The sequence below is a fragment of the Leucobacter faecis genome, from assembly GCF_054456695.2.
This window is the reverse complement of sequence record NZ_JBTJER020000005.1, coordinates 255,920-280,861: the sequence shown is the minus strand read 5'-3', so window position 1 is coordinate 280,861 and position 24,942 is coordinate 255,920. Positions and strand designations below refer to the sequence as shown.

22 protein-coding genes, 1 tRNA gene, 1 rRNA gene and 1 pseudogene are annotated in these 24,942 nt (G+C 66.1%); 21 read left to right on the top strand and 4 right to left on the bottom strand.

Going from position 1 to position 24,942, the window contains the following annotated elements:
• The 18 genes and pseudogenes from rrf to der all read left to right on the top strand — a co-directional run.
• Positions 1-76: ribosomal RNA gene (gene rrf, locus ACXR2W_RS08015) — 5S ribosomal RNA — on the top strand; the annotation flags it as partial.
• A gap of 107 nt (positions 77-183) precedes the next feature.
• Positions 184-1,827, top strand: a complete 1,644-nt coding sequence (locus ACXR2W_RS08010; protein WP_489948838.1) for a tetratricopeptide repeat protein — start codon at positions 184-186, stop codon at positions 1,825-1,827.
• On the top strand, positions 1,824-2,864 hold the full coding sequence (locus tag ACXR2W_RS08005) for an HAD-IIA family hydrolase (RefSeq protein WP_458813976.1): 1,041 nt from the start codon (positions 1,824-1,826) through the stop codon (positions 2,862-2,864). The genes ACXR2W_RS08010 and ACXR2W_RS08005 overlap by 4 nt, the downstream gene beginning before the upstream one ends.
• 124 nt (positions 2,865-2,988) lie before the next feature.
• Entirely contained in the window at positions 2,989-3,189 is a 201-nt protein-coding gene (locus tag ACXR2W_RS08000) for a hypothetical protein (RefSeq protein WP_458813974.1), read from the top strand.
• Entirely contained in the window at positions 3,182-4,024 is an 843-nt protein-coding gene (locus ACXR2W_RS07995; protein WP_458813972.1) for a TlyA family RNA methyltransferase, read from the top strand. The genes ACXR2W_RS08000 and ACXR2W_RS07995 overlap by 8 nt, the downstream gene beginning before the upstream one ends.
• The gene (locus ACXR2W_RS07990; RefSeq protein ID WP_458813970.1) at positions 4,021-4,974 is read left to right on the top strand and encodes an NAD kinase; all 954 of its coding nucleotides are present in this window, start codon (positions 4,021-4,023) and stop codon (positions 4,972-4,974) included. The genes ACXR2W_RS07995 and ACXR2W_RS07990 overlap by 4 nt, the downstream gene beginning before the upstream one ends.
• Entirely contained in the window at positions 4,971-6,656 is a 1,686-nt protein-coding gene (gene recN / locus ACXR2W_RS07985) for a DNA repair protein RecN (protein ID WP_458813968.1), read from the top strand. The genes ACXR2W_RS07990 and recN overlap by 4 nt, the downstream gene beginning before the upstream one ends.
• A 24-nt stretch (positions 6,657-6,680) precedes the next feature.
• Positions 6,681-7,940: an AI-2E family transporter gene (locus ACXR2W_RS07980; RefSeq protein ID WP_458813966.1), complete on the top strand. Its 1,260-nt coding sequence runs from the start codon at positions 6,681-6,683 to the stop codon at positions 7,938-7,940.
• 46 nt (positions 7,941-7,986) lie between these two features.
• Positions 7,987-9,684 (top strand): CTP synthase, encoded by a 1,698-nt coding sequence (gene pyrG, locus ACXR2W_RS07975; protein ID WP_458813964.1) that lies wholly within the window; start codon positions 7,987-7,989, stop codon positions 9,682-9,684.
• 64 nt (positions 9,685-9,748) lie between these two features.
• Positions 9,749-10,411, top strand: coding sequence for an NUDIX domain-containing protein (locus tag ACXR2W_RS07970; RefSeq protein WP_458813992.1), 663 nt, complete (start codon positions 9,749-9,751; stop codon positions 10,409-10,411).
• A complete protein-coding gene (locus ACXR2W_RS07965; protein ID WP_458813962.1) occupies positions 10,408-11,412 on the top strand; it encodes a site-specific tyrosine recombinase XerD in 1,005 nt (334 codons plus the stop codon). Before ACXR2W_RS07970 ends, ACXR2W_RS07965 begins: the two co-directional genes overlap by 4 nt.
• A gap of 173 nt (positions 11,413-11,585) precedes the next feature.
• On the top strand, positions 11,586-12,440 hold the full coding sequence (locus tag ACXR2W_RS07960) for a ParA family protein (RefSeq protein WP_458813960.1): 855 nt from the start codon (positions 11,586-11,588) through the stop codon (positions 12,438-12,440).
• Between the two features lie 11 nt (positions 12,441-12,451).
• Positions 12,452-13,291: a segregation and condensation protein A gene (locus ACXR2W_RS07955; protein WP_458813958.1), complete on the top strand. Its 840-nt coding sequence runs from the start codon at positions 12,452-12,454 to the stop codon at positions 13,289-13,291.
• A complete protein-coding gene (gene scpB, locus ACXR2W_RS07950) occupies positions 13,284-14,045 on the top strand; it encodes an SMC-Scp complex subunit ScpB (RefSeq protein WP_458813956.1) in 762 nt (253 codons plus the stop codon). Before ACXR2W_RS07955 ends, scpB begins: the two co-directional genes overlap by 8 nt.
• 201 nt (positions 14,046-14,246) lie before the next feature.
• A pseudogene (locus ACXR2W_RS07945) lies at positions 14,247-14,984 on the top strand (pseudouridine synthase); the annotation flags it as partial.
• A gap of 947 nt (positions 14,985-15,931) precedes the next feature.
• Entirely contained in the window at positions 15,932-17,026 is a 1,095-nt protein-coding gene (locus tag ACXR2W_RS07940; protein WP_458813954.1) for a prephenate dehydrogenase, read from the top strand.
• The gene (gene cmk, locus ACXR2W_RS07935) at positions 17,011-17,769 is read left to right on the top strand and encodes a (d)CMP kinase (RefSeq protein ID WP_458813952.1); all 759 of its coding nucleotides are present in this window, start codon (positions 17,011-17,013) and stop codon (positions 17,767-17,769) included. The genes ACXR2W_RS07940 and cmk overlap by 16 nt, the downstream gene beginning before the upstream one ends.
• Positions 17,770-17,870: 101 nt before the next feature.
• Positions 17,871-19,346 (top strand): ribosome biogenesis GTPase Der, encoded by a 1,476-nt coding sequence (gene der, locus ACXR2W_RS07930; RefSeq protein WP_458813990.1) that lies wholly within the window; start codon positions 17,871-17,873, stop codon positions 19,344-19,346.
• A 110-nt stretch (positions 19,347-19,456) separates the two neighbouring features.
• Here the strand turns inward: der and ACXR2W_RS07925 are convergent, their stop codons facing one another.
• The 3 genes from ACXR2W_RS07925 to ACXR2W_RS07915 all read right to left on the bottom strand — a co-directional run bounded on the left by ACXR2W_RS07925 (position 19,457) and on the right by ACXR2W_RS07915 (position 22,525).
• On the bottom strand, positions 19,457-19,867 hold the full coding sequence (locus ACXR2W_RS07925; RefSeq protein ID WP_458813951.1) for a DUF4190 domain-containing protein: 411 nt from the start codon (positions 19,865-19,867) through the stop codon (positions 19,457-19,459).
• A gap of 467 nt (positions 19,868-20,334) precedes the next feature.
• Positions 20,335-21,867 carry an MFS transporter gene (locus tag ACXR2W_RS07920; RefSeq protein WP_458813949.1) on the bottom strand — a complete coding sequence of 511 codons (1,533 nt, stop codon included), beginning with the start codon at positions 21,865-21,867 and terminating at the stop codon, positions 20,335-20,337.
• A gap of 82 nt (positions 21,868-21,949) precedes the next feature.
• Complete coding sequence (locus ACXR2W_RS07915) at positions 21,950-22,525, bottom strand: TetR/AcrR family transcriptional regulator (RefSeq protein ID WP_458813947.1); 576 nt, start codon at positions 22,523-22,525, stop codon at positions 21,950-21,952.
• A gap of 180 nt (positions 22,526-22,705) precedes the next feature.
• Between ACXR2W_RS07915 and rraA the strand changes: the two genes are divergently transcribed.
• Complete coding sequence (rraA, locus tag ACXR2W_RS07910) at positions 22,706-23,188, top strand: ribonuclease E activity regulator RraA (RefSeq protein WP_458813945.1); 483 nt, start codon at positions 22,706-22,708, stop codon at positions 23,186-23,188.
• Between the two features lie 107 nt (positions 23,189-23,295).
• On the opposite strand, the gene ACXR2W_RS07905 is transcribed toward rraA, so the two are convergent.
• Positions 23,296-24,207 carry an NUDIX domain-containing protein gene (locus ACXR2W_RS07905; RefSeq protein ID WP_458813943.1) on the bottom strand — a complete coding sequence of 304 codons (912 nt, stop codon included), beginning with the start codon at positions 24,205-24,207 and terminating at the stop codon, positions 23,296-23,298.
• A gap of 45 nt (positions 24,208-24,252) precedes the next feature.
• On the opposite strand from ACXR2W_RS07905, the gene ACXR2W_RS07900 reads away from it, so the two are divergent.
• Both ACXR2W_RS07900 and ACXR2W_RS07895 read left to right on the top strand, forming a co-directional pair.
• Complete coding sequence (locus ACXR2W_RS07900; protein ID WP_458813941.1) at positions 24,253-24,690, top strand: pyridoxamine 5'-phosphate oxidase family protein; 438 nt, start codon at positions 24,253-24,255, stop codon at positions 24,688-24,690.
• A 114-nt stretch (positions 24,691-24,804) separates the two neighbouring features.
• A tRNA-Pro gene (locus ACXR2W_RS07895) sits at positions 24,805-24,878 on the top strand.
• Positions 24,879-24,942 lie beyond the last annotated feature (64 nt).

Here is a 24,942-nt window from a genome sequence, read left to right as displayed (position 1 = left end):
GAACCCGGAAGCTAAGACTGACTGCGCCGATGGTACTGCACTCGGGAGGGTGTGGGAGAGTAGGTCACCGCCGGACACCTTTTTATAAGGGGTCGTGGGGTTTTGCACTATGATCGTGCAGAGCCCTACGGCCCCTTTTGTATTTTGCAAGACCAAACTAAACAGTGTTTTCGGGAGGCACCCATGAACGAACGTCCAGACAGGCGAGATCACTCAGATCGCGGCCCCCGGAAACCCTATAACTCGGGTGGGAGTGGCGACCAACGGCGCGGTAACAGCGATCGTGGACCGCGCCGCGACGGTGAGTTTAAGCCGCGCCGCGATGGCGAGTTTAAGCCGCGTCGTGATGGTGACGGCGGGCAGCGTCGAGACGACCGCGGGTACGCTCCGCGTCGCAATGACGGTGACCGCGGTCCCCGCCGCGAGGGCGAGTTTAAGCCGCGCAATGACGACCGCGGGTACGCTCCCCGTCGTGACGATCGTGGCCCGCGCCGCGATGGTGAGTTTAAGCCGCGTCGCGATGGTGACTTTAAGCCCCGCCGCGAAGGTGACTTCAAGCCGCGTCGTGATGGTGATTTTAAGCCGCGTCGCGATGGTGACTTTAAGCCGCGTCGTGACGGTGACTTTAAGCCGCGCCGTGACGGAGCCCAAGGTCCCCGACAGTACGACCGTAACGACCGTAACGACCGTAACGACCGTAACGACCGCGGACCCAAGGAGTACGGCCGCGGGGGCACCCGAGGTGGCGGCCGCAGCGACCGAGGCGGCGCTGGTCGCGAGTTCACCGAGGCAGAGCGTCTACAGCACCAGCTGCGCCCGGTGCGCAGTGAGCATGCTGATCCGGTGCTGCCCGAAGAGATCCAGGCGAACGACCTGCACCCCTCGGCGCGCAATGAACTCAAGACGCTGCAGCCCGATGTGCAAGATCGCGTTGCGAAGCACCTTGCCATGGTTGCGTACCTGATTGACGAGGATCCCGAGCTCGCACACCAGCACGCGCTGTCGGCGAGCCGCCGGGCAGGCCGCATTCCGGTCGCGCGCGAGACCCTCGCGATCACCGCGTACCGCACGGGCGACTTTGCACTTGCGCTGCGCGAGCTGCGCACCTACCGGCGCCTCAGCGGCCGCAATGATCACGTTGCGCTGATGGTCGATTGCGAGCGCGGTCTCGGTCGCCCCGAGAAAGCTATCGAGACGGCCCAGGGCATCGACGTCGCGTCGCTCGAGACGCAGGACCGCGTGCTGCTCGCGATCGCGGTCTCAGGCGCGCGGCTCGACCTCGGTCAGACTCAGCAGGCCCTGTTTGAGCTCGAGATTCCCGAGCTCAACCCTAAGAAGGCGTTTTCGTGGAGCCCCGACCTGTTCGGCGCATACGCTGCCGTGCTTGAAGATCTCGGCCGCGAGTCTGAGGCAAAGCGCTGGTACGCTCGCGCCGACCAGGCAGCCAACGCGCTCGACTCGCTCACGGCAGGCTTCGATGAGGTTGAGGTCTTCGAGATCTTCGAAGAACACTACGACGAAGAGCCCGAAGCCCCCGCTACAGTCGGCGAGGCCACCGAGGCTGCGCAGCAGCATGATCCGGATCAAAACCCGGCAGACGAGGGCGCCGAAGCCGCCGAGGCGAGTGCGCCCGAAGCAACAGCGGTGTCAGCCCAGGCTGCCGCCGAGGCGGCGGGAGCATCGGCCGATACACCCGATGCATCGCTCGATGCGATGTCAGTGGAGGACGAGGTCGCTCAGATTCTCGCCGATGCTGGCATTACAGACACTAGCGACGATGATGCGAGCGACGACGACGCTGCGGGCAGCGAGGAGGCCGCAAAGTGAAGCTGTTTGGCGCCAAGCGCACCCCCCTGGGGGCCGCGCCAATTGCGGGCCACAAGCTGCTGCTGACCGACCTCGACGGCGTCGTGTACCGCGGGCACCTTGCGGTCGATGGCGCTGTCGAGTCACTGACCCTCGCCGCTGATTCGGCCCAGGTCGCCTACCTCACGAACAACGCGTCGCGCACAGACGAGACCGTGGCCGCACAGCTGCGCGGTTTTGGGCTGCCAGTGACGGCGAACGATATCGTGACGTCGCCGCAGGCCGCCGTGGCGCTGCTCGCACAGACCGTCGCCCCAGGCGCGCGCGTGCTCGTGATCGGCGGTGACGGCCTGGTCGATGAGCTCACCAAGGCCGGCTACGAGGTGACGCGCAGCGCAGACGATAGCCCGGCGGCTGTGCTGCAGGGATTCGCACCCGATATTGGGTGGAAGCACCTCGCAGAGGCGGCGTACGCGCTCGCCGAGCGCGCCGACGGCAGCGCGCTGCCCTGGATCGCCACCAATACCGACTGGACGATGCCCACCGATCGCGGGCTCGCGCCGGGTAACGGCACCCTCGTGTCAGCGGTGCACACGGCGGTGCAGCGGCTGCCCGAGTTCGCGGGCAAACCCGAGACGCCCATTTATGAGGCGGCGTTTGCGCGCTTCGGCACGCGCGAGGCGCTCATGCTGGGCGACAGGCTCGACACCGACACGAAGGGTGCGCGCGCCGCCGGCATCTCGGCGCTGCACGTGCTCACAGGCGTTGACCGCCCCAAGCAGCTGGTGGCGGCCTCGAAAGACATGCAGCCGAACTACATCGTCGAGAATCTTGCGGGGCTGCACGAGCCGTACCCCGAGACCGTGACGCTGAAGGACGGCACCGCTCAGGTGGGCACCGCCAAGGTACGCATGGACGGCCACGTCGCAAAGGTGGTGTCTGAGGGTGACTCAGCGCTCAACCTGCTGCGCGCAGGTTGCGCCGCGATCTGGGGCTCGGGGCTTGCGATCTACGGCCTCAAAGTGCCCGAGATTCTCTATGAGGATCACTGGCGGTAACGCCGAACGCCGTTCATGAACGCCGCGCTGATCGCACTGATCAGTGCGGCGTTCTATATGACATTGGTCCCGAGATATCTCGCCCGGTCAGCGCGGCGTCGGTGGTGCTCGTTAGGCTAAGGGCATGACAGTTTTAGACGACGCCGCGCAACCGGCCGGTGAGCTTCAAGAACCGGTAGTTACCGGTCAGCTCGAGCTCATCGGTGCGCTGGCGCTCGCACAGCGGGCGGCGGGCTTCTTGCAGCTGCACGATGAACTGCTCGCAGAGCTTGAGCGCAGCGATCAGCCCGTCGTCGCATCAGATACGGAGGCCGCGCATGCCTAACTCAGTCTGGGGCGGGGAGCCTGCGCGGCTCGACCGTGTGCTCCCCGAGCTTGGTCTTGCGCGCTCGCGCACGCAGGCGCAAGAACTCATCGAGCGTGGCGAGGTGCGCATCAACGGTGTGACCGCGGGTAAGCCCAGCGTGCGCGTCGGCGCGGGCGACGACGTCGCGATCGCTGAGGTAGCGCGCTATGTGAGTCGGGCTGCGCACAAGCTCGTCACGGGTCTCGAAGCGTTTGGTATCGATCCTGCGGGCTGCACCGCGCTCGATCTCGGTGCCTCGACCGGTGGGTTTACGCAGGTGCTGCTTGAGCGCGGCGCCGCTGTTGTGCAGGCTATCGACGTGGGTCACGACCAACTCGCGCCAGAACTGCGGGGCGATTCGAGGGTTCGGCTCGTGGAGGGACGCAACGCACGCGACCTCGACCCCGCAAACCTGGCCGCCGATACCGGGGTGCAAGCGGCGCCTACGCTCGTTGTCGCCGATCTGTCATTCATTTCACTGCGTCTTATTTTTCCGGCGATCGCGCGCTGCGCGGCGCCCGACGCAGACCTTGTGCTGCTCGTCAAACCGCAGTTCGAAGTGGGGCGGGTGCGCGACGGGGTCGTCACCAACCCCGCACAGTGGGCCCAGGCGCTCAAGATCGCGGCGGCAGCGGCCGCCGAGAACGGCTATGCGGTGCGCGGGCTCGCCCGTTCACCGATTGCGGGCGGACACGGCAACCGCGAGTTTCTCGCCCATTTCGTGCGCGATGCAGGTCAGTCACTCGCAGATCAGTCACAATGGGACGCGCGCATCGCGGCGCTGTGTCAAGCCGAAGGAGACGAAACCGCATGAGCAGCACAGCGAACCAGGAGGGGGCAGCTGCGAGCAAATCGGCTGCTGAGCGCCGCATCTTGATCGTGTCGCACACTCACCGCGACGAGGCTGTCGCGGCGACGGTGCAGGCGGTGCAGGCGCTCATGGACGCCGGTGTGATTCCCGTCATGGACGGGCAAGACCTCGACGAGTTCTCGCCCCACATCGATGTTGAGCAGATTGAACGGCTCGGCGCCATCACGCCGATCGGGTCGCTCGAAGTCGCGATCGTGCTGGGTGGCGATGGCACGATTTTGCGTGCAGCCGAACTGTTGCGCGGCTCGCGCTGCCCCATCGTGGGCGTCAACCTCGGCCATGTTGGCTTTCTCGCTGAAATGGAAAGCTACGATCTCACCACCACGATTGAGCGGGTGCTGGCGCGCGATTACACCGTCGAAGAGCGGCTCACGCTGGATGTGACGGCCACGTGCGACGGCGTGGTCATCGCCGACACATGGGCGCTCAACGAAGCGAGCGTTGAGAAGCGGCGGCGCATGCTCGAGGTCGAGATCGGTGTTGATGGGCTGCCCGTATCGACGTTCGCCTGCGATGGCATGGTGCTTGCGACCCCCACCGGCTCGACCGCATACGCGTTCTCGGCAGGCGGGCCGGTCGTGTGGCCGACGGTGCAAGCGATGCTCATGGTGCCAATCGCGGCCCACGCGCTGTTCGACCGGCCGCTCATGACCGGCACCGATTCAGAGCTGAGCGTGCGCATCTTGCCCGAGAACATCGGCCCTGGCGTGCTGTGGTGTGACGGCCGACGCCGCACAGAACTGCCCGCCGGATCAATCGTGCGTGCCCGCACATCGAGTGAGTCGGTACGGCTCGCGCGGCTCAACGCCGCCGAATTCTCGCACCGGCTGGTACAAAAGTTTCACCTACCGGTGTCGGGTTGGCGCGGCGCGCGACGTGAGGAGACAGCATGATCGAGCAACTGCAGATTCGCGATCTGGGCGTCATCGCAGACACGACGCTGCCGCTCGGGCCAGGCTTCACCGCTATCACCGGTGAGACGGGCGCCGGTAAAACAATGGTTGTGAGCGCACTGGGGCTGCTCATGGGGGAGCGCTCCGACGCGGGCGCGGTGCGTTCGGGCACGAAGCAGGCCCGAGTCAGCGGCATCGTACGCACAGGTGACGCTGCCGTAGAACAAATCGTCTTCGACCTCGGCGGTGATGTCGAAGACGGCGAGCTCGTGCTCACGCGTACGGTGAGCGCCGAGGGGCGCAGCCGGGTGAGCGTCGGCGGCGCAAGCGCCCCGGTCGGTGGGCTCGTACGGCTTGCCGAGCGGCTATTTGCAGTTCACGGGCAGTCAGAGCAACTGCGACTCAAATCGCAGGCAGCCCAGCGCGACACACTCGACAGGTTCGGCGGCGAGAAAGTCGCGAAGACCCGTGCCGCATATGAGACTGTGCACGCGCGCTGCCGAGATCTCGCCGCCCAACTCGAGTCGCTGCGTGACGCCCGAGACGAGCGGGCAGCCGAAGCAGCACGCACACGCGCCGAGCTCGAAGAAATCGAAGCGGCAGACCCGCAGCCCGGGGAAGAGACCGACCTCACCGAGCGCATCGAACGGCTCAGCAATATTGAACTGCTGCGTGCGGCGACGTCGGCCGCGCACGAGGCGCTCGCGAGCGAGTCCGACGACCCGATGGCACGAGACGCGGCCGGGCTCGTCGATGACGCAGTACGCGAAGCCCTACGCGCCGCGGCATACGATGCCCGCCTTACTCCCATCGCAGAGACGCTGCAGAGCGTTAGCTTTCAGCTCGCCGACGCGGCCCGCGAGCTGGCAGCCTACGCGGGCGACCTCGACCAGGAGGGACCGGGCGAACTCGCGGCTGCGAACGAACGCCTCGCCGCGTTAAACGCGCTATTTCGGCTCTACGGCGTCGACACAGTCGCCGTCATCGCGTACGCGCAGCAGGCAGCCCAACGGCTCACCGAACTCGAGGGTGACGACGACCGTATCGACTCGCTTTCCGCTGAACTGACCGACGCCGCAGCACGCGAGGCGAAGCTCGCCGCAGAGCTCACAAAGCTGCGCACGGCGGCGGCAAAACGCATCTCCAAACTCGTCAGTGTCGAGTTGAAACAGCTCGCCCTACCCGACGCCGAATTTGTCGCGAGCGTGCTGCCGCTCGAGACGCTCACCGCGTCGGGCGCCGACGAGGTTCAGTTCTTGCTCGCCCCGCACCCCGGTTCAGAGCCCAGGCCTGTCGCAAAAACGGCCTCGGGAGGCGAGCTTTCGCGGGTCATGCTCGCGCTCGAAGTGGTCGTTGCAGGTGTTGACCCGGTGCCCACGTTCGTGTTCGACGAGGTCGACTCGGGCGTGGGCGGGGCCGCCGCGATTGAGATCGGGCGCAGGCTCGCGCAGCTCGCGAAAACGTCGCAGGTGATCGTCGTGACCCACCTAGCGCAGGTCGCGGCGTTCGCGAACAACCACCTGCGCGTGCAAAAAGACTCGAGCGGCGGGTTCACTGAGAGCAGTTGTGTACGCCTTGAAGGGCCCGCGCGACTCGGCGAGATGGCCAGGCTACTGTCTGGCCTTGCCGACTCCGACAGCGCGCTCGAGCACGCCGCCGAGCTTCTTGCGCTCCGCGGGTAGCTCCCAGGTGCTACGCTCCCAACCATGAACAAGTTGTTCGGACGGAGCGCACTGCGCAAGAGGCAGCCCGACGTGACCAGTCCCGCCGAAGAAAAAGCGGCGTACCTCGAGAGTCACCCCGACGTGGTGCACGCCGATATCGAGCAGATGGACGCCGACACGCGCAAGATGTACCGCGAAGCGCGTGAAGCAAGTCGTGACGCTCAAGCCGAACAAGCGCAGTCGCGCACGCGCGAATTTGTGATCCGATCACCGTTCCAGCTGGGCTTCACGGTCACGCTGGGGGTGCTCGTCGCGATCCTCTTCGGTTCGATGGTGGGCAAGCTGAGCACCATCATCATGTATGTTGCCGCCGCTTTGTTCATTTCGCTCGGCCTCGACCCGGTCGTGCGTATGCTCGAACGGCGCCACATTAAGCGCGGGCTGGGCATTGGCATCGTGTTTGGTGGCTTCGTCGTGGTGATCGCAGGGCTGCTCGCGATTATCATCCCGATGATCGCCAACCAGGTGTCGCAGCTCATCAAGAGTGCGCCGACCCTGTTTACCGACATCACCAAACAGCCCTGGTTTCACGACATCAATACCAGGTTTGGTACGTTCATCGACTTCGACGGTCTGCTCGACATGGGGCGCAACCTGGTAAGCAAACCCGAAAACTGGGCGCAGCTTGCAGGCGGCGTATGGCAGGCGGGCATCGGTATCGCCAACGGGCTCACCGCCACGCTCATCATTCTGATCCTGTCGCTCTACTTCCTGTCGTCCCTGCGCGGCATCAAACGGGCTTTCTACCAGGTCGTGCCTAAAACGGGGCGTGCAAAAGTGATCGACATTACCGAGCAGGTCACCAAATCGGTCGGTGGCTATGTCAACGGAATGGTTGTGCTGGCGTTCATCAACGCGACACTCGGGTTCATCATGATGACTATAGTCGGGGTGCCGTTCGCGGGGCTGGTTGCCGTGGGTGTGTTCCTGCTCGCGTTGATTCCGCTGATCGGCTCGGTGCTCGCCACCGTGCTCGTGTCAGTTGTGGCGCTCTTTAACTCACCGATGACCGCGCTCATCGCCGCGGGCTACTACCTCGTCTACATGCAGATCGAGTCATATTTGCTCACTCCAAAGGTGATGAACCGTGTCGTGTCGGTGCCAGGATCCCTCGTCGTGATCGGTGCGCTCGCTGGCGGCACGCTGCTGGGCCTGCTCGGCGCGCTGATCTCGATTCCCGTGACGGCGGCCGTTCTCATGATCATTAAACAGGTTTGGGTGCCCCGACAAGAGCTGCGGTAGCTCTCTCACCGCAACCTAACGAAATCAACTGATAGGATCGAAGCCCGTGGGAACGAAGCAGAGCGCGGCACAGCCGAAAACGACCAAGCACATCTTTGTTACCGGGGGCGTGATCTCGTCACTCGGTAAAGGCCTGACGGCCGCCAGCCTGGGTAACCTGCTCACCGCACGTGGTTTGCACGTGGTGATGCAGAAGCTCGATCCCTATCTGAATGTGGATCCGGGCACTATGAACCCGTTCGAGCACGGCGAGGTCTTCGTGACCGACGACGGTGCCGAAACCGACCTCGACATCGGTCACTACGAACGTTTCCTCGGCATCAATCTGTCGCAGGCCGCCAACGTAACGACCGGCCAGATCTACTCGACTGTGATCGCTAAGGAGCGCCGTGGCGATTACCTCGGCGCGACCGTGCAGGTGATTCCGCACATCACGAACGAGATCAAGCGTCGCATGCGCCTGCAGGCATCGGAAGACCCGCAGCCCGACGTGATCATCACCGAGGTGGGCGGCACCGTCGGCGATATCGAGTCGCAGCCGTTCCTTGAAGCGGCACGCCAGGTGCGCCACGAGCTCGGCCGCGGCAACGTGTTCTTCGTGCACGTGTCGCTCGTACCGTTCATGGGTGCCTCGGGTGAACAGAAGACGAAGCCGACCCAGCACTCGGTGGCGGCGCTGCGCTCGATCGGTATCCAGCCCGACGCGCTCGTGCTGCGCAGTGACCGCCCGGTCACCGACGACAACATGCGCAAGATCGCGCTCATGTGTGACGTCGAAGAGAACGCCGTGATCAATGCGATCGACGTGCCCAGCATTTACGACCTGCCGACGCTGCTCAACACGCAGGGCCTCGACGGCGTGATTGTCGAACACCTGGGGCTGTCTGAGCGATCCAACGACGTCGACTGGACTGAGTGGCAGCCGGTGCTCGACGCCGTACACGAGCCGAAGGGTGAGGTGACGATCGCGCTCGTCGGCAAGTACATCAACCTCCCCGACGCTTACCTGTCGGTGACTGAGGCGCTGCGCGCGGGCGGCTTTGCTCATGCCCAGAAGGTGAACCTGAAGTGGGTGCCCGCAGACGACTGCGAAACCCACGATGGCGCGAAGGCCGCCCTCGGTGATGTGCACGGCATCTGCGTGCCCGGCGGTTTTGGCGTGCGCGGCATCGAGGGCAAGCTCGGTGCGCTGCGCTTCGCCCGCGAAAACGGTATTCCCACACTCGGCCTGTGCCTCGGCATGCAGTGCATGGTCATCGAGTACGCGCGCAACGTCGCAGGGCTCGAGGGTGCGTCGTCGACCGAGTTCGACCCCGAGACCAGCGTGCCCGTCGTGGCGACGATGGCCGAGCAGGTTGAGATTATTGACGGCGGCGACATGGGCGGCACGATGCGCCTCGGCCTGTACGAGGCGCAGTTCGCTGCGGGCTCTCTCGCCGAGCGCCTCTACGGCGCGAAGAGCGCGAGCGAGCGCCACCGCCACCGCTACGAGGTGAACAACGCCTACCGCGACGAGATCGCCGCGGCCGGCCTGTCGTTCTCGGGCATGAGCCCCGACGGATCGCTCGTCGAATACGTCGAGCTGCCCGCCGATCAGCACCCGTTCTACATCGCCACCCAGGCGCACCCCGAGCTGCGGTCGCGCCCCGGCCACCCGCACCCGCTGTTCGCGGGGCTCGTGTCGGCCGCGATCGGCCGCCGCGAGGCTGCCCGCCTCTTCGAGGTCGAGGGTGACGACAACTAACGATCGCGAGAAGGGCGCGGGGGCCGAGGCTCCCGCGCCCTTCGGCGCATCCGACGCAAATGGGCTGGGCGATCCGGCTCAAAAGGCGCCCGCCCATTTGCTCGCCGATGCGGCCGCGCACGTGCACGTGCTGGAGAGCGAGTTGATCGTGCGTGGCCGGGTGTGGGACGTGCGCCGCGATCGGTTCGAGTTTGGCGGCGCCGAGCTCGTGCGCGACTACGTCGATCACACGGGCGCGGTCGCTGTGCTGGCGCTTGACGAGGCGGGGCGCGTGCTGCTGATCAAGCAGTACAGGCACCCGATTGCGCGCAGGGACGTCGAGATTCCGGCGGGATTGATGGACGCACCAGGCGAGTCGGGGCTGGCGGGCGCTCAGCGAGAGCTGGCCGAAGAAGCCGATCTCGCGGCGGGCCGCTGGGACCTGCTGCTCGACCTGTTCTTGTCGCCCGGCGGATCGAGCGAGGCCATGCGCATCTTCCTGGCGCGCGACCTGAGCCCGGTCGCGCACGACTTCGTGCGCGAGGGTGAGGAGGCCGAGCTCGAACCCGTGTGGGTGCCGCTCGATGACGCGGTCGCTGCGGCGCTTCAGGGCCGGATCGGCAATGCCGTGACCGTGAGCGCGGTGTTGGCGGCACACGCCGCGCGCGGTGCGGGCTGGGCGTCGCTGCGCGACCCCGAAACGCCGTGGGAGTTTCGTGCGGGCGTGCAGGGCGAACGGTCGCGATGAGCGGGCTCGCGGTCGACGCAGGCATCGATCGGTTCTTGCGGCACGTTGCGATCGAGCGCGGCCTCGCCGCAAACAGCCTGGCGGCGTATCGGCGCGATCTCGCGGCCTACGCCGAATGGCTGGTAGGGCAAGACATTACCGATTTAGCCCACGTCGGCCCCGATACGCTCTCGGCGTTTGTGGCAGACCTCGCCGCGCCGGCCGGGGAGCGGGCTCCGCTCGCGGCAGCGTCGATTACTCGCCGCGCGTCGACCGTGCGCGGCATGCACCGCTACCTGTTTGAAGAAGACCTGCTCGACGGGTATGCGGGGCGGGGGCTGCGCACGCCCAAGAAGCAGCTGCGCCTGCCGCAGGCGTTGTCTGTGGATGAGGTTGAAGCGCTGCTCGCGCACGCGGGCGGCGACGACCCCGTAGGGCTACGTGACCGTGCGCTTCTCGAGCTGCTGTACGGCAGCGGGGCGCGGGTCAGTGAGGCGTGCGGCATCGACCTCGACGACCTGCTGCTCGAGGGCGGCCGCAGCGATGCGCTCGCTGGAGGCGCTGGCGGTGCGGGTGAGGCGAACGCCGCTGCCGAGCAAGCGCTCGCGGGCGGCGGGCTGCTGCGTGTGCTCGGTAAGGGGTCGAAGCAGCGCATTGTGCCGTATGGCAGCTACGCGGGTACGGCGATCGCGGCCTACCTGGTGCGTGCCCGCCCCAGCATGGTGGCGAAGGGCAGGGGAACCCCCGCCCTGTTTGTAGGGCCGCGTGGTTCCCGCATTTCGCGTCAGAGCGCGTGGCTCGTGATCCAGGCAGCGGCGGGGCGCGCGGGCATCACCCGTCATGTGTCGCCGCACACGCTGCGGCACTCGTTCGCGACGCACCTGCTGTCGGGCGGCGCAGACGTGCGCACGGTGCAGGAGCTGCTCGGCCACTCGTCGGTGACCACCACGCAGATCTACACCCAGGTCACGGCCGACACGCTGCGCGAGCACTACCTCTCCTCGCACCCGCGCGCGACGTAGCGGTTCACCGTCATTCTGCGGGACGCACCACCACCGTCATTCTGCGGGACGCTCCGCCACCGTCATTCTGCGGGAGCGTGCGACTCGCAGAATCCACACACCGTTGCCGGCTGGGCCGCGACCAGCCCAGACAACGATAGGATGAATCGTTAGTGACACGGGAGGAGGCCCACGTGGCGAACGCGCAGGAGAAGATCGGCCCGACCGGCAGGCCGGAGCGACACATTCCGCCACCCTCATTTCTCGCCAGTCACGGCCCCGCCCGCATCATCGCGATGTGCAACCAAAAGGGCGGCGTTGGCAAGACGACCAGCGCAATTAACCTTGCGGCGGCGCTCGCGCGCTACGGCCGCAGGGTACTCGCCATCGACTTCGACCCGCAGGGTGCGCTCTCGGCAGGCCTCGGGGTGCCAGCACACGACGTGCCCACGATCTACGACCTGATGCTCGGCAAGGTGAAAGACCCGCGCGAAGCGATTCAGCAGACCGCCACGCTCGGACTCGACGTGATTCCCGCCAACATCGATCTGTCAGCGGCAGAGGTACACCTCGTTACCGAGGTCGCGCGCGAGCAGATTCTAGCCGGCGTGCTGCGCAAGATCGCCCATGACTACGACGTGATCTTGATCGACTGCCAGCCATCGCTGGGGCTACTCACCGTGAACGCGCTCACCGCGAGCCACGGGGTACTGATTCCGCTGGCGTGCGAGTACTTCGCGCTGCGCGGTGTTGCGCTGCTCGTTGAGACGATCGACAAGGTTAAAGAACGGCTCAACCCCGCGCTCGAGCTCGACGGCATTCTCGCCACCATGTTTGACCCGCGCACGCTGCACGCCCGCGAGGTGCTCGAACGCGTCGTCGATACGTTTGGAGACAGCGTCTTTGACACTGTCATTGGGCGTACGGTGAAGCTGCCCGACGCGCAGATCGCGGCGAAGCCAGTGCTCGACTACGCGCCAGCGAACCCCGCCTCAGAGGCCTACCTGAAACTCGCCCGCGAGCTCGTGCAACGCGGCGTCGTCGCCTAAGCGAAGCCCCCGTGACCCGCACGAGCGAAGCCGCAGGCGATCGCGACGTCGAGTTTCGGGTGAGTCTCGACGTGTTCGATGGCCCGTTTGACCTGCTGCTCAGCCTGATCGGCAAGCACGAACTCGACATCACTGAGGTGTCGCTGAGTCTTGTCACCGATGAGTTCATCAGTTACCTCGCAGGGCGCGACGCTACCGGGTCTGAAGAGGGCCGCTTTGAGGCTGCCCAGCTCGATCAAGCGAGCGAGTTTCTGGTGGTGGCGGCAACGCTCCTCGACCTGAAGATCGCGAGCCTGTTGCCGCAGGGCGAAGCCGTCGACGCCGAAGACATTGCGCTGCTCGAAGCGCGTGACCTGCTCTTTGCACGGTTACTGCAGTACCGCGCGTTTAAACAGGCGAGTGCCTGGTTTCGTGAGCGCCTCGTGGTTGAGGGCGGCAGGCACCCGCGCCAGGTGCCACTCGATGTTAGGTTTCGCGAGGCGGGCCCCGCACTCGAACTACAACTTTCTCCGCATGATTTCGCGGCCATCGCCCAGTTCGCGTTTACCCCGCGTGAGATTCCCACCGTCGGGCTTGCGCACCTACACGCCCCGCTCGTGTCACTTCGAGAGCAAGCGGCGATCATCGTGACGCTGCTGCGCGAGGGAAGCGCGAAGACGTTTCGTGAGCTCATTCTCGGCGCCACCGAGCGCGGCATCATCGTCGCAAGATTTCTCGCAATCCTCGAACTGTACCGTCGCGACGCAGTGAGTTTCACACAGGTCGAACCCCTGGGAGAATTGATTGTGCAGTGGACCGGCGCAGGCTGGTCTGACGACGATCTAACGACACTGGGGAGCGACTATGAGTGAGCACGCGCCGACCGCGCACGCGCAGGCGGGGACCACCCGCGCTGGCGAGACTCACGGCGAAGAACTCGAGGTCGCGCGCGCAGCGCACTCGCTCACCCAGCAGCTCGAAGCGCTCTTGATCGTCGCCGAAGAACCGCTCGACGCGCAGACCCTCGCCGCAGCGGTCGCACGGCCCGTACCCGACGTGCGCGCGGCGCTCGCCCGGCTGCAGGCCGAATACGACGGCGTAATTGACCCCGGAGTGACCGGCCCAGGCGCGAGCGCTGGCCCGGGTCTTGAGGGCTCGGGCGAGGCAGGATCCGGATCAAATGCGGGCGGAGAGGCCGTGCGCGTAGAAGGAGCGCAGGGCAGCTTCGCGTCGCGGGGATTTGAGCTGCGCGAGGTGCCCACGGGCTTCAGGTTCTACGTACGGGCTTCTCTCGACGCAGTTGTGGCAGACTTTGTGAGGCAGGAGCGCAGTGCGCGGCTGTCGCAGGCGGCTCTCGAGACGCTCGCCGTGATCGCGTATCGGCAGCCGGTCACGCGGGGGCAGGTCGCCCAGATTCGTGCGGTGAACGTCGATTCGGTCGTGCGAACGCTGCTCAGTCACAGCCTGGTGGCAGAGGTTGGCAGGCATGAAGAGACAGGCGCGACGCTCTACGGCACCACCGCGGTGCTGCTCGACAAGCTCGGCATCAGCGATATTGCCGAGCTGCCACACATTTCGCCGTTGCTTGATGACGGCGCCCAGGGTTTTGAACATGAAGTTTTGTAGGCGCGCTTTCGCGCCAGGGTGGAAGGTAATCACATGAATCGCGATAGCGAAGGCCTCGGCGGCTCGTTCTCGGTCGACGGCGAAAACGTCGAGGTAGACCTCGCAGAGTTCGGTTGGGAGGGGGGCGCGGCTGGCGCTGACAGCACCGATGGTGCTGCTGGCGCTGACGGCACCGATGGTGCCGACCCAGACGACGGGCGCGTGAGGCTGCAGAAAGCGCTCGCGCACGCGGGCATCGCTTCGCGTCGCGCCTGCGAGTCGCTCATCACGACCGGCCGAGTGCGCGTCAACGGCAAGGTCGAACACGAGCTGGGATCGCGCGTCGATCCCGAGGCAGACGAGGTGCGCGTCGACGGTGTCGTCGTGCAGCTCGACGTGTCGAAGCGTTACTTCGTGCTCAACAAGCCGCAGGGTGTCGTGTCGACCATGAGTGACGAGCACGACCGCCCCGATCTGCGCGAATTCACCGACAAGATCAAGGACCGGCTCTACAACGTGGGGCGCCTCGACACCGACACGAGCGGCCTGCTGATCCTCACCAACGACGGCGAGCTCGCACACAAGCTCGCGCACCCGAGCTTTGGTGTCTCGAAGACGTACGTGGCGCGCGTGCGCGGTCGCATCACCGGTGCCGTGATTCAGCAGCTCAAGTACGGCGTCGAGCTGAAAGACGGCCCGATCCACGCCGACCGCGCCCGCATTCTCTCTGACGGCGGTGGCGGTAAGTACTCACTCGTCGAGCTGACACTGCACTCGGGCCGCAACCGCATCGTGCGTCGCATGCTTGCAGAGGTCGGATTTCCCGTCATCGATCTCGTTCGTCGCCAGTTTGGCCCGCTCAGCCTCGGCACGCTCGGCATCGGCGAGATGCGCGAGCTGTCTGCCGGTGAGCGCGGGGCCCTCCTGTCGGTGACGAGCGAAGACGGATCTGTCGCGGACGGTGGCGCCTCGGGCGGTTCTGCGTCAGGCGGCACCGCAGAGAACCCGACTAGGCGTGGCTGGGCTAAGAGCTCGCGCGTAAAGAACGCAGGTGCGAAGGCTGGCGCTAAGGGCGGGCGCGGTGCCGGTGGTGCCGGCGGCGCCGGTAAGCGTCGCGACGAAATCACGGCCGGGCGCCCCGGCGACGGTAAGGGCGCACGCGGCCTGCGCGGAATCGCGGCACGCGGTAACCCGCACGGCCGCCGCACGGCAGATGATGCGCGCGAGTGGCAGAGCCGCGGCGAAGCAGAAGCGCAGGAGCGTCGTGCAGGCGGTGCTGGTCGCGGTGCTGGTCGCGGTGCTGGCGCTGCCCGGGGTGCTGGTGCTAGCCGCGGTGCTGGCCGCGGTGGTTTCGAACGCAACGATCGCGATGGTCGTGGGTTCGATCGCAATGATCGCAATGATCGCAATGACCGCAATGGCCGCAATGATCGCAGCGACCGGTCAGAACGCCCCGGTCAGGGTGCTGGCCGCGCGCGCGTCTGGTCAGATCGTGATGACCGCAGCGATCGCTCGCCCCGGGCAGATCGCAGCGACTACTCTGGCCGCGATAACTTCCGCGGTAGCAACGAGCGCAACGAGCGCCGTAATGATCGCAACGACCGCGGTGGCAGCGAGTACCGCGGCCGCACCGACCGCAACGACCGTGGCGAGCGTGGCGGCGAGCACCGCGGCCACGGCAGAGGCGACTCGGCGCGAGGCGGATCCGGCGCTGGATACAGCCGCGGCAGCCAGAGTCGCGGGCCCCAGCACGGTGGCCAAGAGCGTAACGACCGCAACGATCGTGGATACCGCGGCGGCAGCGAGTACCGCGGCGGTAACGACCGTGGTGGCAGCGACCACCGCGGACGTAACGACCGCAACGACCGTGGATACCGCGGCGGACGTGATCAGCGGGGCGGGGCGCGATGAGCGACGCGCAGCTGAGCGCGCGCACGCGCGGCACCGTACACATCATCGGATCGGGCCTGCTCGGGGCGAGCGTGGGCCTCGGCCTGCGCGAACTCGGCGTCGACGTGACGCTCGAAGACCTGTCGCCCACGACCGTTGCGCTCGCCGCAGACTACGGCGCAGGGCGGGTGCGCACAAGCGCCGATGACGAGCCCGCGCTCGTAGTCGTCGCGACCCCGCCCGACGTGACGGCAGACGTCGTCGAGGGGGCGCTCACCCGCTTTCCGGGCGCGGTCGTCACCGATGTCGCGAGCGTGAAGCTGGCACCGTTCGAAGAGCTGAAGCGCCGCGGCCTTGACCTCACCAACTACGTAGGTTCGCACCCGATGGCCGGCCGCGAACGCGGCGGCGCCACCATGGCCCGCGCCGACCTGTTCGCGGCGCGCCCCTGGGTGATCTGCCGCGACACCGAGACGCCCGCCGCGGCGCTCGCGCTCGTCGAAGCGATCGCGCTCGACCTCGGCGGTGTGCTCATCGAAATGACGCCCGAGCAGCACGACCGCTCGGTGGGGCTCGTATCGCACCTGCCGCAGGTCATTTCGAGCCTCACCGCCGCGCGCCTCGCGCCCGCGAGCGACCTTGCGATCGGCCTCGCGGGAGGCGGTCTGCGTGACACGACGCGTATCGCTCAGAGCGACCCCGAGCTGTGGGTGCAGATCCTCGGCGCGAACCGGGGCCCGGTCGTCGAGCTGCTCGAAGCGTTTGCCGCCGATCTGGCCGAGTTCGCTGAGGCTTTGCGCGATCCGGATCAGCCTGGAGCCAAGCGCCGCATCGCCGACCTCTTGGCAGCGGGCAACACCGGTGTCGCAAGGATTCCCGGCAAACACGGATCTGCCGAGCGATTCACGACGATCACAGTGCTGATCGATGACCAGCCGGGCCAGCTGGGCTTGCTGCTCACCGAACTCGGAGAACTGGGCATTAATATGGAAGACTTGCGCCTGGAACACTCTCCCGGGGCACAAATTGGTTTTGCTGAGATCGCCGTGCTGCCCGAGGTAGCTGAGCGTGCGGTGTCAGACCTGGTTGAGCGCGGATGGAGGACGCTGTGACAGAAACTGTGACGACGGTAGAAGCCGAGACGGTAACGAACGCGGTGGCGGCGCCCCTGCTGGTAGCTATTGACGGCCCCGCCGGCAGTGGCAAGTCGAGCGTCTCTCGCGCCGCCTCAGACCGGCTCGGGTTCGGCATTCTCGACACGGGCGCCGCATACCGCGCGCTCGCGTGGATCGCTCTGCAGGCCGGCGTCGACCTCGACCAAGAGGCCGCGGTGCTGCGTCTGATGGACGCGTGGGAGTACACGATCACGATGCGCGGCGAACAGCGGGTGACCGTGGGGCTTGCGGGCGCAGACCCGATCGATGCGACCGCGGCGATTCGTGAGCACGCCGTGAGTGGCCAGGTGAGCCGGGTCTCGAAGCATCCCGTGGTGCGCGAGCGGCTCAACCGCATGTTTCGTGAGCTTGTCGCCACATCGGGGCTTCCTGGCGTGGTGATCGAGGGCCGCGACATTACGACCGTTGTAGCGCCCGACGCCCCCGTGCGCATTCTCATGACCGCGTCGGCCGAGGCGCGCGCCACGCGCCGGGCGGGCGAGCTTGAGGGGCTCACACACGAGCAAGTGCTCGCAGACATCGCCGCGCGCGATGCCAAAGACGCGCTCGTGGTCGACTTTTTTAACCCCGCCCCGGGGGTGACGCTCGTGGATACGAGCGACCTGAACTTCGAGCAGTCGGTGCAGGCTGTCATCGACATCGTAGAAGCGGCGCGAGTGCCCGCAGAGAAGAGCAACTAATGACGATCGAACGAGCAGGCGACGAGTTCGCCGCCGCCCAAGAAGCCGAGGTGTTTGACGCTTCGAACGTGCCGGCTGACGAAGTTATCGAGGGCTTTGGCATGTCTGAAGACGGCGATGAATTCGACGGAGTAGTCACCGACGAAGAGCGCCTGCGTGCGATGCGCTCAAACCTCGACAGCTTCTCGCTCGAAGACGACGACATCGCGATTATCGGCGATGACGGTGAGTTCTTGGGCTTCAAGGAGCAGGCTTCTGAGACGCTGCCCGTTGTTGCGATCGTGGGCCGCCCCAACGTGGGCAAGTCGGCGCTCGTCAACCGTATTCTGGGTCGCCGCGAGGCCGTCGTTGAAGACAAGCCCGGTGTGACACGCGACCGCGTGAGCTACCAGGCCGACTGGAACGACACCCGCTTCACGCTCGTCGACACCGGCGGTTGGGAGCCCGACGCGAAGGGCATCGACGCTTCAGTCGCGCTGCAGGCCGAGGTGGCGATTGAGCTGTGTGACGTCGTCATGTTTGTGGTCGACTCACGCGTGGGCCCGACCGCGACCGACGAGCACGTCGTACAGCTGCTGCGCCGCACCAAGAAGCCCGTGTTTCTTGTCGCCAACAAGGTCGACGACGCTGTGCTCGAGCCCGAAGCAGCTCAGCTGTGGTCGCTCGGCCTCGGTGAACCGCACCCCGTCTCTGCCCTGCACGGCCGCGGTGTGGCAGACCTGCTCGACCTCGTCGTAGGCTCGCTGCCCGAAGAGTCGACGGTTGCCCAGCCCAAGCTGCTGGGCCCGCGCCGCGTCGCCCTCATCGGCCGCCCGAACGTGGGCAAGTCGAGCCTGCTTAACAAGGCCGCCGGCGAAGAGCGCGCTGTCGTGAACGAGCTCGCTGGCACCACCCGCGACCCCATTGACGAGCAGATTGAGCTGGCCGGGCGGGTGTGGACGTTTGTCGACACCGCCGGTATTCGCCGCCGCGTGCACATGCACAAGGGCGCCGACTTCTACGCTTCGCTGCGCACAACTGCCGCGCTCGAAAAGGCCGAGGTCGCCGTCGTGCTCATCGACGTGACGCAAGAGATCAGTGACCAGGATCTGCGCATCATCGACCTGGTGCTCGAGTCGGGCCGCGCGCTCGTGCTCGCGTTCAACAAATGGGACCTGCTCGACGATGATCGCCGTCGCTACCTCGAGCGCGAGATCGAGAAGGATCTCTCACACGTGGAGTGGGCGCCTCGCGTCAACATCTCGGCACGCACCGGCCGCCACCTCGAGAAGCTGGTGCCCGCGCTCGACGCTGCACTTGAGTCGTGGGACACCCGCATTCCGACCGCGAAGTTCAACGCGTTCGTGGCCGAGCTGGTGCAGGAGCACCCGCACCCGCTGCGTGGCGGCAAGCAGCCGCGCATTCTGTTTGGTACGCAGGTGCAGAACCGTCCGCCCACGTTCGTGCTCTTCACCACCGGGTTCCTGGATCCGCAGTACCGTCGCTTCATTCAGCGCAGGCTGCGCGAAACCTACGGTTTCGAGGGCTCACCGATCGTGCTGAACATGCGCATTCGCGAGCGTCGCCCGCGCCCGTAACCGCGCATATGACTGTGGCCGCGTCCCCCTTAGGGGGCGCGGCCACAGTCATTTGCGCGGGCTTTTTCTTCCGTCATTCTGCGCGACGAAGGAGTCGCAGAATCCACAACCTACGCAACAAACGGTAGGGCAATCAGGCCCGCGCTCACGATGAGCACGAATACCAGCACGGCGAGGGCGGCGAGCCCAAGCATCACCCCGTTGAGCCACACGCCCCACAGAGCGAGCGTGCGTTCAGAAGTCTCGCGACGTAGCGCTTTCACTCCGAGCACGAGTCCAATGATGGGCGCGATCACCGTCCAGCCCGACACCACCGACACGATGCCCAACACGAAGCTCGCGATAGCGAAGCCGCGCTCCCGGTCTGACGAACCCGCTGTGGGCTGTGCGTTTGGCTGCTGTGCGTTTGGCTGCTGTGCGAACTGGGCGGTCGCCTGCGCGGTGCCCTGCTCGGTGGCCTGGGGTGCGCTGACACCCGCGGTGACCTGTTCTGCTGCGGGTAACTGAGCTGTGCTGTTCATGGAGGTTCCTCTCTGCGCGGTACGCAACTGTCGGTGCAAACCTGCGACCGATCTATTGGTTCCTACGCTACGCGCGTGAGCTCTGCCCCGGATCGCCCGCCGGTACCAACCTCCGGCCGCGGCACGGTACCGCAGTACCACGGTGTTCGCCGATGCCGCCACCAGCTGCTCGCGACTGTGTCGCGTGGCTATGGCCACTGGTGCCTATGGTTTCGACCGGCGCCTATGGTTTCGTCAGCGTTACAACGCACGATCTCATAGGCGCCAGTCGAAACCATAGGCGTAGGTGGACGGGGAGACCACGTGCACGGGCGGGCCAGCCGGCGCTGACGGGCCCGTCAGCGCGCCGCCTGTCAGCGCCGCCCGTCAGCGCCGCCCGTCAGCGCCGCCCGTCAGCGCCGCCCGCCAGCGCCGCTGCCGCTAGCGCGGCCGGGCCGGTCGCGCCGACCACGGCCGGTACCTACCTCCTAGTGTTCGGCAGCCGAGATGTCGGTGCCCTTGGGGGTCATCAAGAACACGGCGACGCCGGCAGCAAACATGATCAAGCCGCCGGTGATACCCGTGACCTGCAGCGAATGCGTGAAGGCCTCGCCTGCGGCGTGGGCGAGATCCGGAATTGCAGCCTCTTCAGAGATTGCGACCGCAGCGCCCAGCGACTCGTGCGCTTGCCACGAAAGCTTGTCGGTGAGCGGTTTAAGGGCCGGGCTGAGGGTGAGCTCAGCGCGGTAGATCAGAGCCGAAACGCTGCCGAGAATCGCGACACCCAGCACCGCGCCCAGCTCGTACGAGGTCTCTTCGAGCGCTCCGGCGCTGCCGGCCTTCTCTTCGGGGGAGCCCATCATGATCATGGCCGACCCGATCGCGAGCGAGCCCATGCCCACACCGATGAGTGCGAGCGCGAGAATGATCACGCCGATGTCGAGCCCGCCGGGCGCGATGCCCAGAATGAGCATGCCGAGGCCCGCGATCGCGATGCCGCCGGCGAGCACCGCGCGCGTGCCGATGAGGCGCGTGGCGGCGGGGGCGGCGAGCGATGCGATCGCGCTCGTGACCGCGATGGGCAGCATCTGTACGCCCGCTTCGATGGGGGAGGCGCCGTTTACGAGCTGCAGCCACTGCGCGAGCAGCAGCATCGCCGCGGCCATCGCGAACATCGAGCCGAGGGCGGCGATGATGCCGGCCGAGAAGACGCGGCTGCGAAACAGCTGCAGGTCGAGCAGTGGGTGCGTGCTGCGCACCGAGCGCGCGCCGAACCAGGCAAGCAGTGCGAGGCCCGCGAGCAGCGCGATCCAGGCGTCGATTGCGGTGAGGCTCGCGGTCTTGCCAAACATTTTGATTGCCCAGATCGTGAGCGTCATGCCCACGAGCGCGAGCACAGCGGCGAGGAAGTCGAGACGGCCGGGGTTCTTGACGCGCGACTCGGGCAGGATCAGCACGCCAGCGATGAACGCAAGGACCATGAGCGGCACGTTCACGAGGAACGCGGCGTGCCATGAGAAGTGCTCGAGCAGGAATCCGCCAAGCAGCGGGCCGATTGCGGCGCCCAGGCCCGAGACGGCGGCCCAGATCGCGAGCGCGGTCGCGCGCTCCTTGGGATCCTGGAAGATCACGCGAATAAGCGACAGCGTCGTGGGCATGATCATCGCGCCGCCGATGCCGAGCAGCGCGCGCACGCCAATCACCGCGTCAGCGGTCGGCGCCCACAGAATCAGTAGCGACGCAGCACCAAAGATCAGGTAGCCCAGCAGCAGCATGCGCTTGCGGCCCCAGCGATCGGCGATCGCGGCGAACGGTACGAGCAGGCCCGCGAGCACGAGGGAGTAGACGTCGATGATCCACAGCTGCTGGTCGGAGTCGGGGTGCAGTTCGGCCGACATTTCGGGCAGCGCGATGTTGAGGATCGTCATGTCCATCATGATCACGAGCAGGCTCGCGGTGAGAACCGCGACGGCCGCCCATCGGCGCGTGCGTGAAAGTGATTGGACTGTGGTGGAGGGCATGTGCCTGGGAGCCTTTCGGGGTTAGGGCTTGGTGCTTTGGTGCTTTGTGCTTAGAAGCTTGGTGGCGTAGAAGCTTGGTGGCTTAGTGATGATCCGGATCGGGCATATTGATGAGTGCCTGCACCGTGCGCTTGATCGTCTCGCGATCGAGCGGGTGCTCGTGGAGGCCCGCGTGCAGCGTGACGCCGTCGTAGTAGGTGGCGATCGCGGTCGCGCGCTCGCGGCCGATGGTGCGGGCGAGCATATCGATGAGCCGGTTTGACCAGCGCAGCGCGAGCTCGCGCAGGTGCGGGTCGGTTGACGCGGTGGTCATTAGTGCAATGTCGGCATTGACCACGCGTTCGTCTTGTAAAAACGAGCAGAACTCGTCGACGAGTGGATCGGGGTTGTGCGCGACCTCGTCAATGAACACTGCCATGCGGGCGAGTGACTCGTCGATCTCGTCGGCGAGGAGCTGCAGGGCGGCTTCGCGAATTTCGTCAATCGAGGTGAAGTGCTGCGTCGTTGAGCCGAGCGGCACTTTGGCCTGGGCGGCGATGGCTCGGTGGGTGAGCTTGGAGACGCCGTGCTCGACGACCAGCTGTGACGCGGCGGCGATGATCTCGCGGCGGCGGCCCTCGGGGTCGCGGCGCCGGGGGGCCTGGGGCTGCTCGTTCATGGGGCCTTTCTGGTGTGAGGACGAGTACGTTCTCACAGTGTACATCTGTACATGTACGTTTGTACACTTTTCAAAGTGTTGCATTTTGTTGTTGCTTGTCTGCCCGTTTGTCGGTCGTTGCGGGTAGCGTGGGGGCTAACTCGCCGCGAAGTCGCGGCGCGAACAAGGAGGACACCCGCAATGGCCGAAATCAGCACGGCTGATCTCTACGACGAGCGCGGCGCGCAGCTGCAGTCGCTCGCGCTGCAGATGCAAGACATTGGCGGCATCGTCGGATTCACGGGCGCCGTGCGTACCGTGCGCTGCTTCCAAGACAACCTGCTCGTGCGCGAGACGCTGCAGAGTCCGGGGGAGGGGTGCGTGTTGGTGATCGACGGCGCGGGCTCGCTCTCGACCGCGCTCGTGGGTGACGTGATCGCGAGCGCCGCGGCAGACAACGGCTGGGCTGGCATTATCGTGAATGGTGCGATTCGCGACCGCATGTCGCTGGGTACGCTGCCGATTGGCGTAAAGGCGCTCGGGTCGAACCCGGCACGATCGTCGAAGACCGGCGCGGGTGAGGTCGACGTGACGGTCGAGTTTGGAGGGGTGCGGTTCGAGCCCGGCGCCCAGGTGTGGTGCGACGAAGACGGGGTGCTGGTCGCCAAGCCCGCCGCGGCGTAGCACCGCGACTTGTCATTCTGCGCGAGCGTGGCTTCATGTTTTGTCATTCTGCGCGAGCGTAGCGAGTCGCAGAATCCAGCACACCGCCGCTGTTGCCGTTGCCGCTACTACGGCAGCGGCGGCAGTATGCGCAGCAGCATCTGGGCGCCGTGAATGCTCGCTGCGCCGACGGCTCCTACGCGCACTTTGAGCTCAGCGTCGCTCGTGGTGACCGCGACGAGGGCGCCAGCCGCCGCGCGAACATCGGTCTCTCGCACAATCGCGTCATCGCCCAGGAGCTCGGCGTCGATGATCTGCACAAGCTGGCCCGGGGTGATGCCGCGGGCGACGCCCTCGGTTACCATCACCCAGTCTGGAAACGCGCGGTCGAGACCGGGCACGCGGGCATCGGGCACGCCCACAAAGCCGGCGCGAATGCCTGCGGGTGACGCGGCGAGCAGCTCGAGGCGGTCGCGCAGCTTCTCGGCTGCGCCGCGGCGGTCCTTCCACCAGCCGTCGGGAACGCTGCCGATCACGTTCGCGGCGTCAACGATCACGGCGGGAGCAGCTGCCAGTAGGGGCCGCAGAATCTCCCAGCTCGCGGCGAAGGCGGGGTGCAGCGGCAGGCTCGTCACCTCGTCGAGCGGCACCCACGCAAGCGCGTGGCTCTCGGGGTCGGTGATCTCGGGCTCAAACGGCGCAGTCACCTCGGCGATGAGCGTGGTGTAGGCCCAGCCGCCACGGTCGAGCACATGCGTAAAACGCGGGCGCAGGCAATTATCTGGCACGCCCGCTTCTTCTTGAGACTCCCGGATCGCGGCAGCGATGGGTGACTCACCCTCGTGCCGAGCGCCGCCCGGGATTCCCCAGGTATCGCCGTGGTCACTCCACGTGACGCGGTGCTGCATGAGAATGGCACCGCGGCCCTCATCGCGGTCGCGGTCAATCACGAGAAGGCCGGCGGCGCCAAAGCGGCCCCAGTAGCGCCCGCCGTCGGCGGCTGTGATCCAGGCATCGCCAGTGTTTCGGAGGTCGCTCATGTCTTCAGCGTAGCGGGCTGGCCCGGTTTGGGTAAGAATGAGGGTATGGACAGCAACGAAGTGCCCGTCATTGTGCTCGCAGAAGAAGAGTGCTGGAAACTGCTGGGTATGGAAGACGTGGGGCGGCTCGTTACCCATGTCGGTGACATTGTCGACATTGTGCCGCTGAACTTTGTGGTTGACCGCGGTTCACTCGTGTTTCGTACCGCGCCAGGCAGCAAACTCTCGGGGCTTACGGTCAATAGCTCGGTCGCGCTTGAGGTTGACCGGTTTAACTCAGAGCGCGGGTGGAGTGTTGTGGTGCACGGCCGTGCCGAGGCGCTTACCCAGTCTGCCGATATTGAAGCGGCCGAGCAGCTGCCGCTCACGCCTATGGTGGCGACGGTGAAGCCCGTGTTTGTGCGCATTCACGTTGATTCGATTCGCGGTCGCCGGTTTAGATTTGGGCCCGAGCCGAAGGCTGCTGATCAGCAAGAAGGCTGAGTGATTTCACCTGATGTGGCGGTTTCGACGCGCCGGGCGCCCCCGATTTCGCGTGCGCGCACGAAATGGGTAATATTAAAGGGTTGCCTCGGGCGGTTAGCCACTCGGGAACAACGGGTTGTGGCGCAGCTTGGTAGCGCACCTGACTGGGGGTCAGGGGGTCGCAGGTTCAAATCCTGTCAACCCGACAGCTAAGCCTCGGCGAGAGTTTCTCGCCGAGGCTTTTGTCGTATGTGCGCGGGTGAGTGCCTC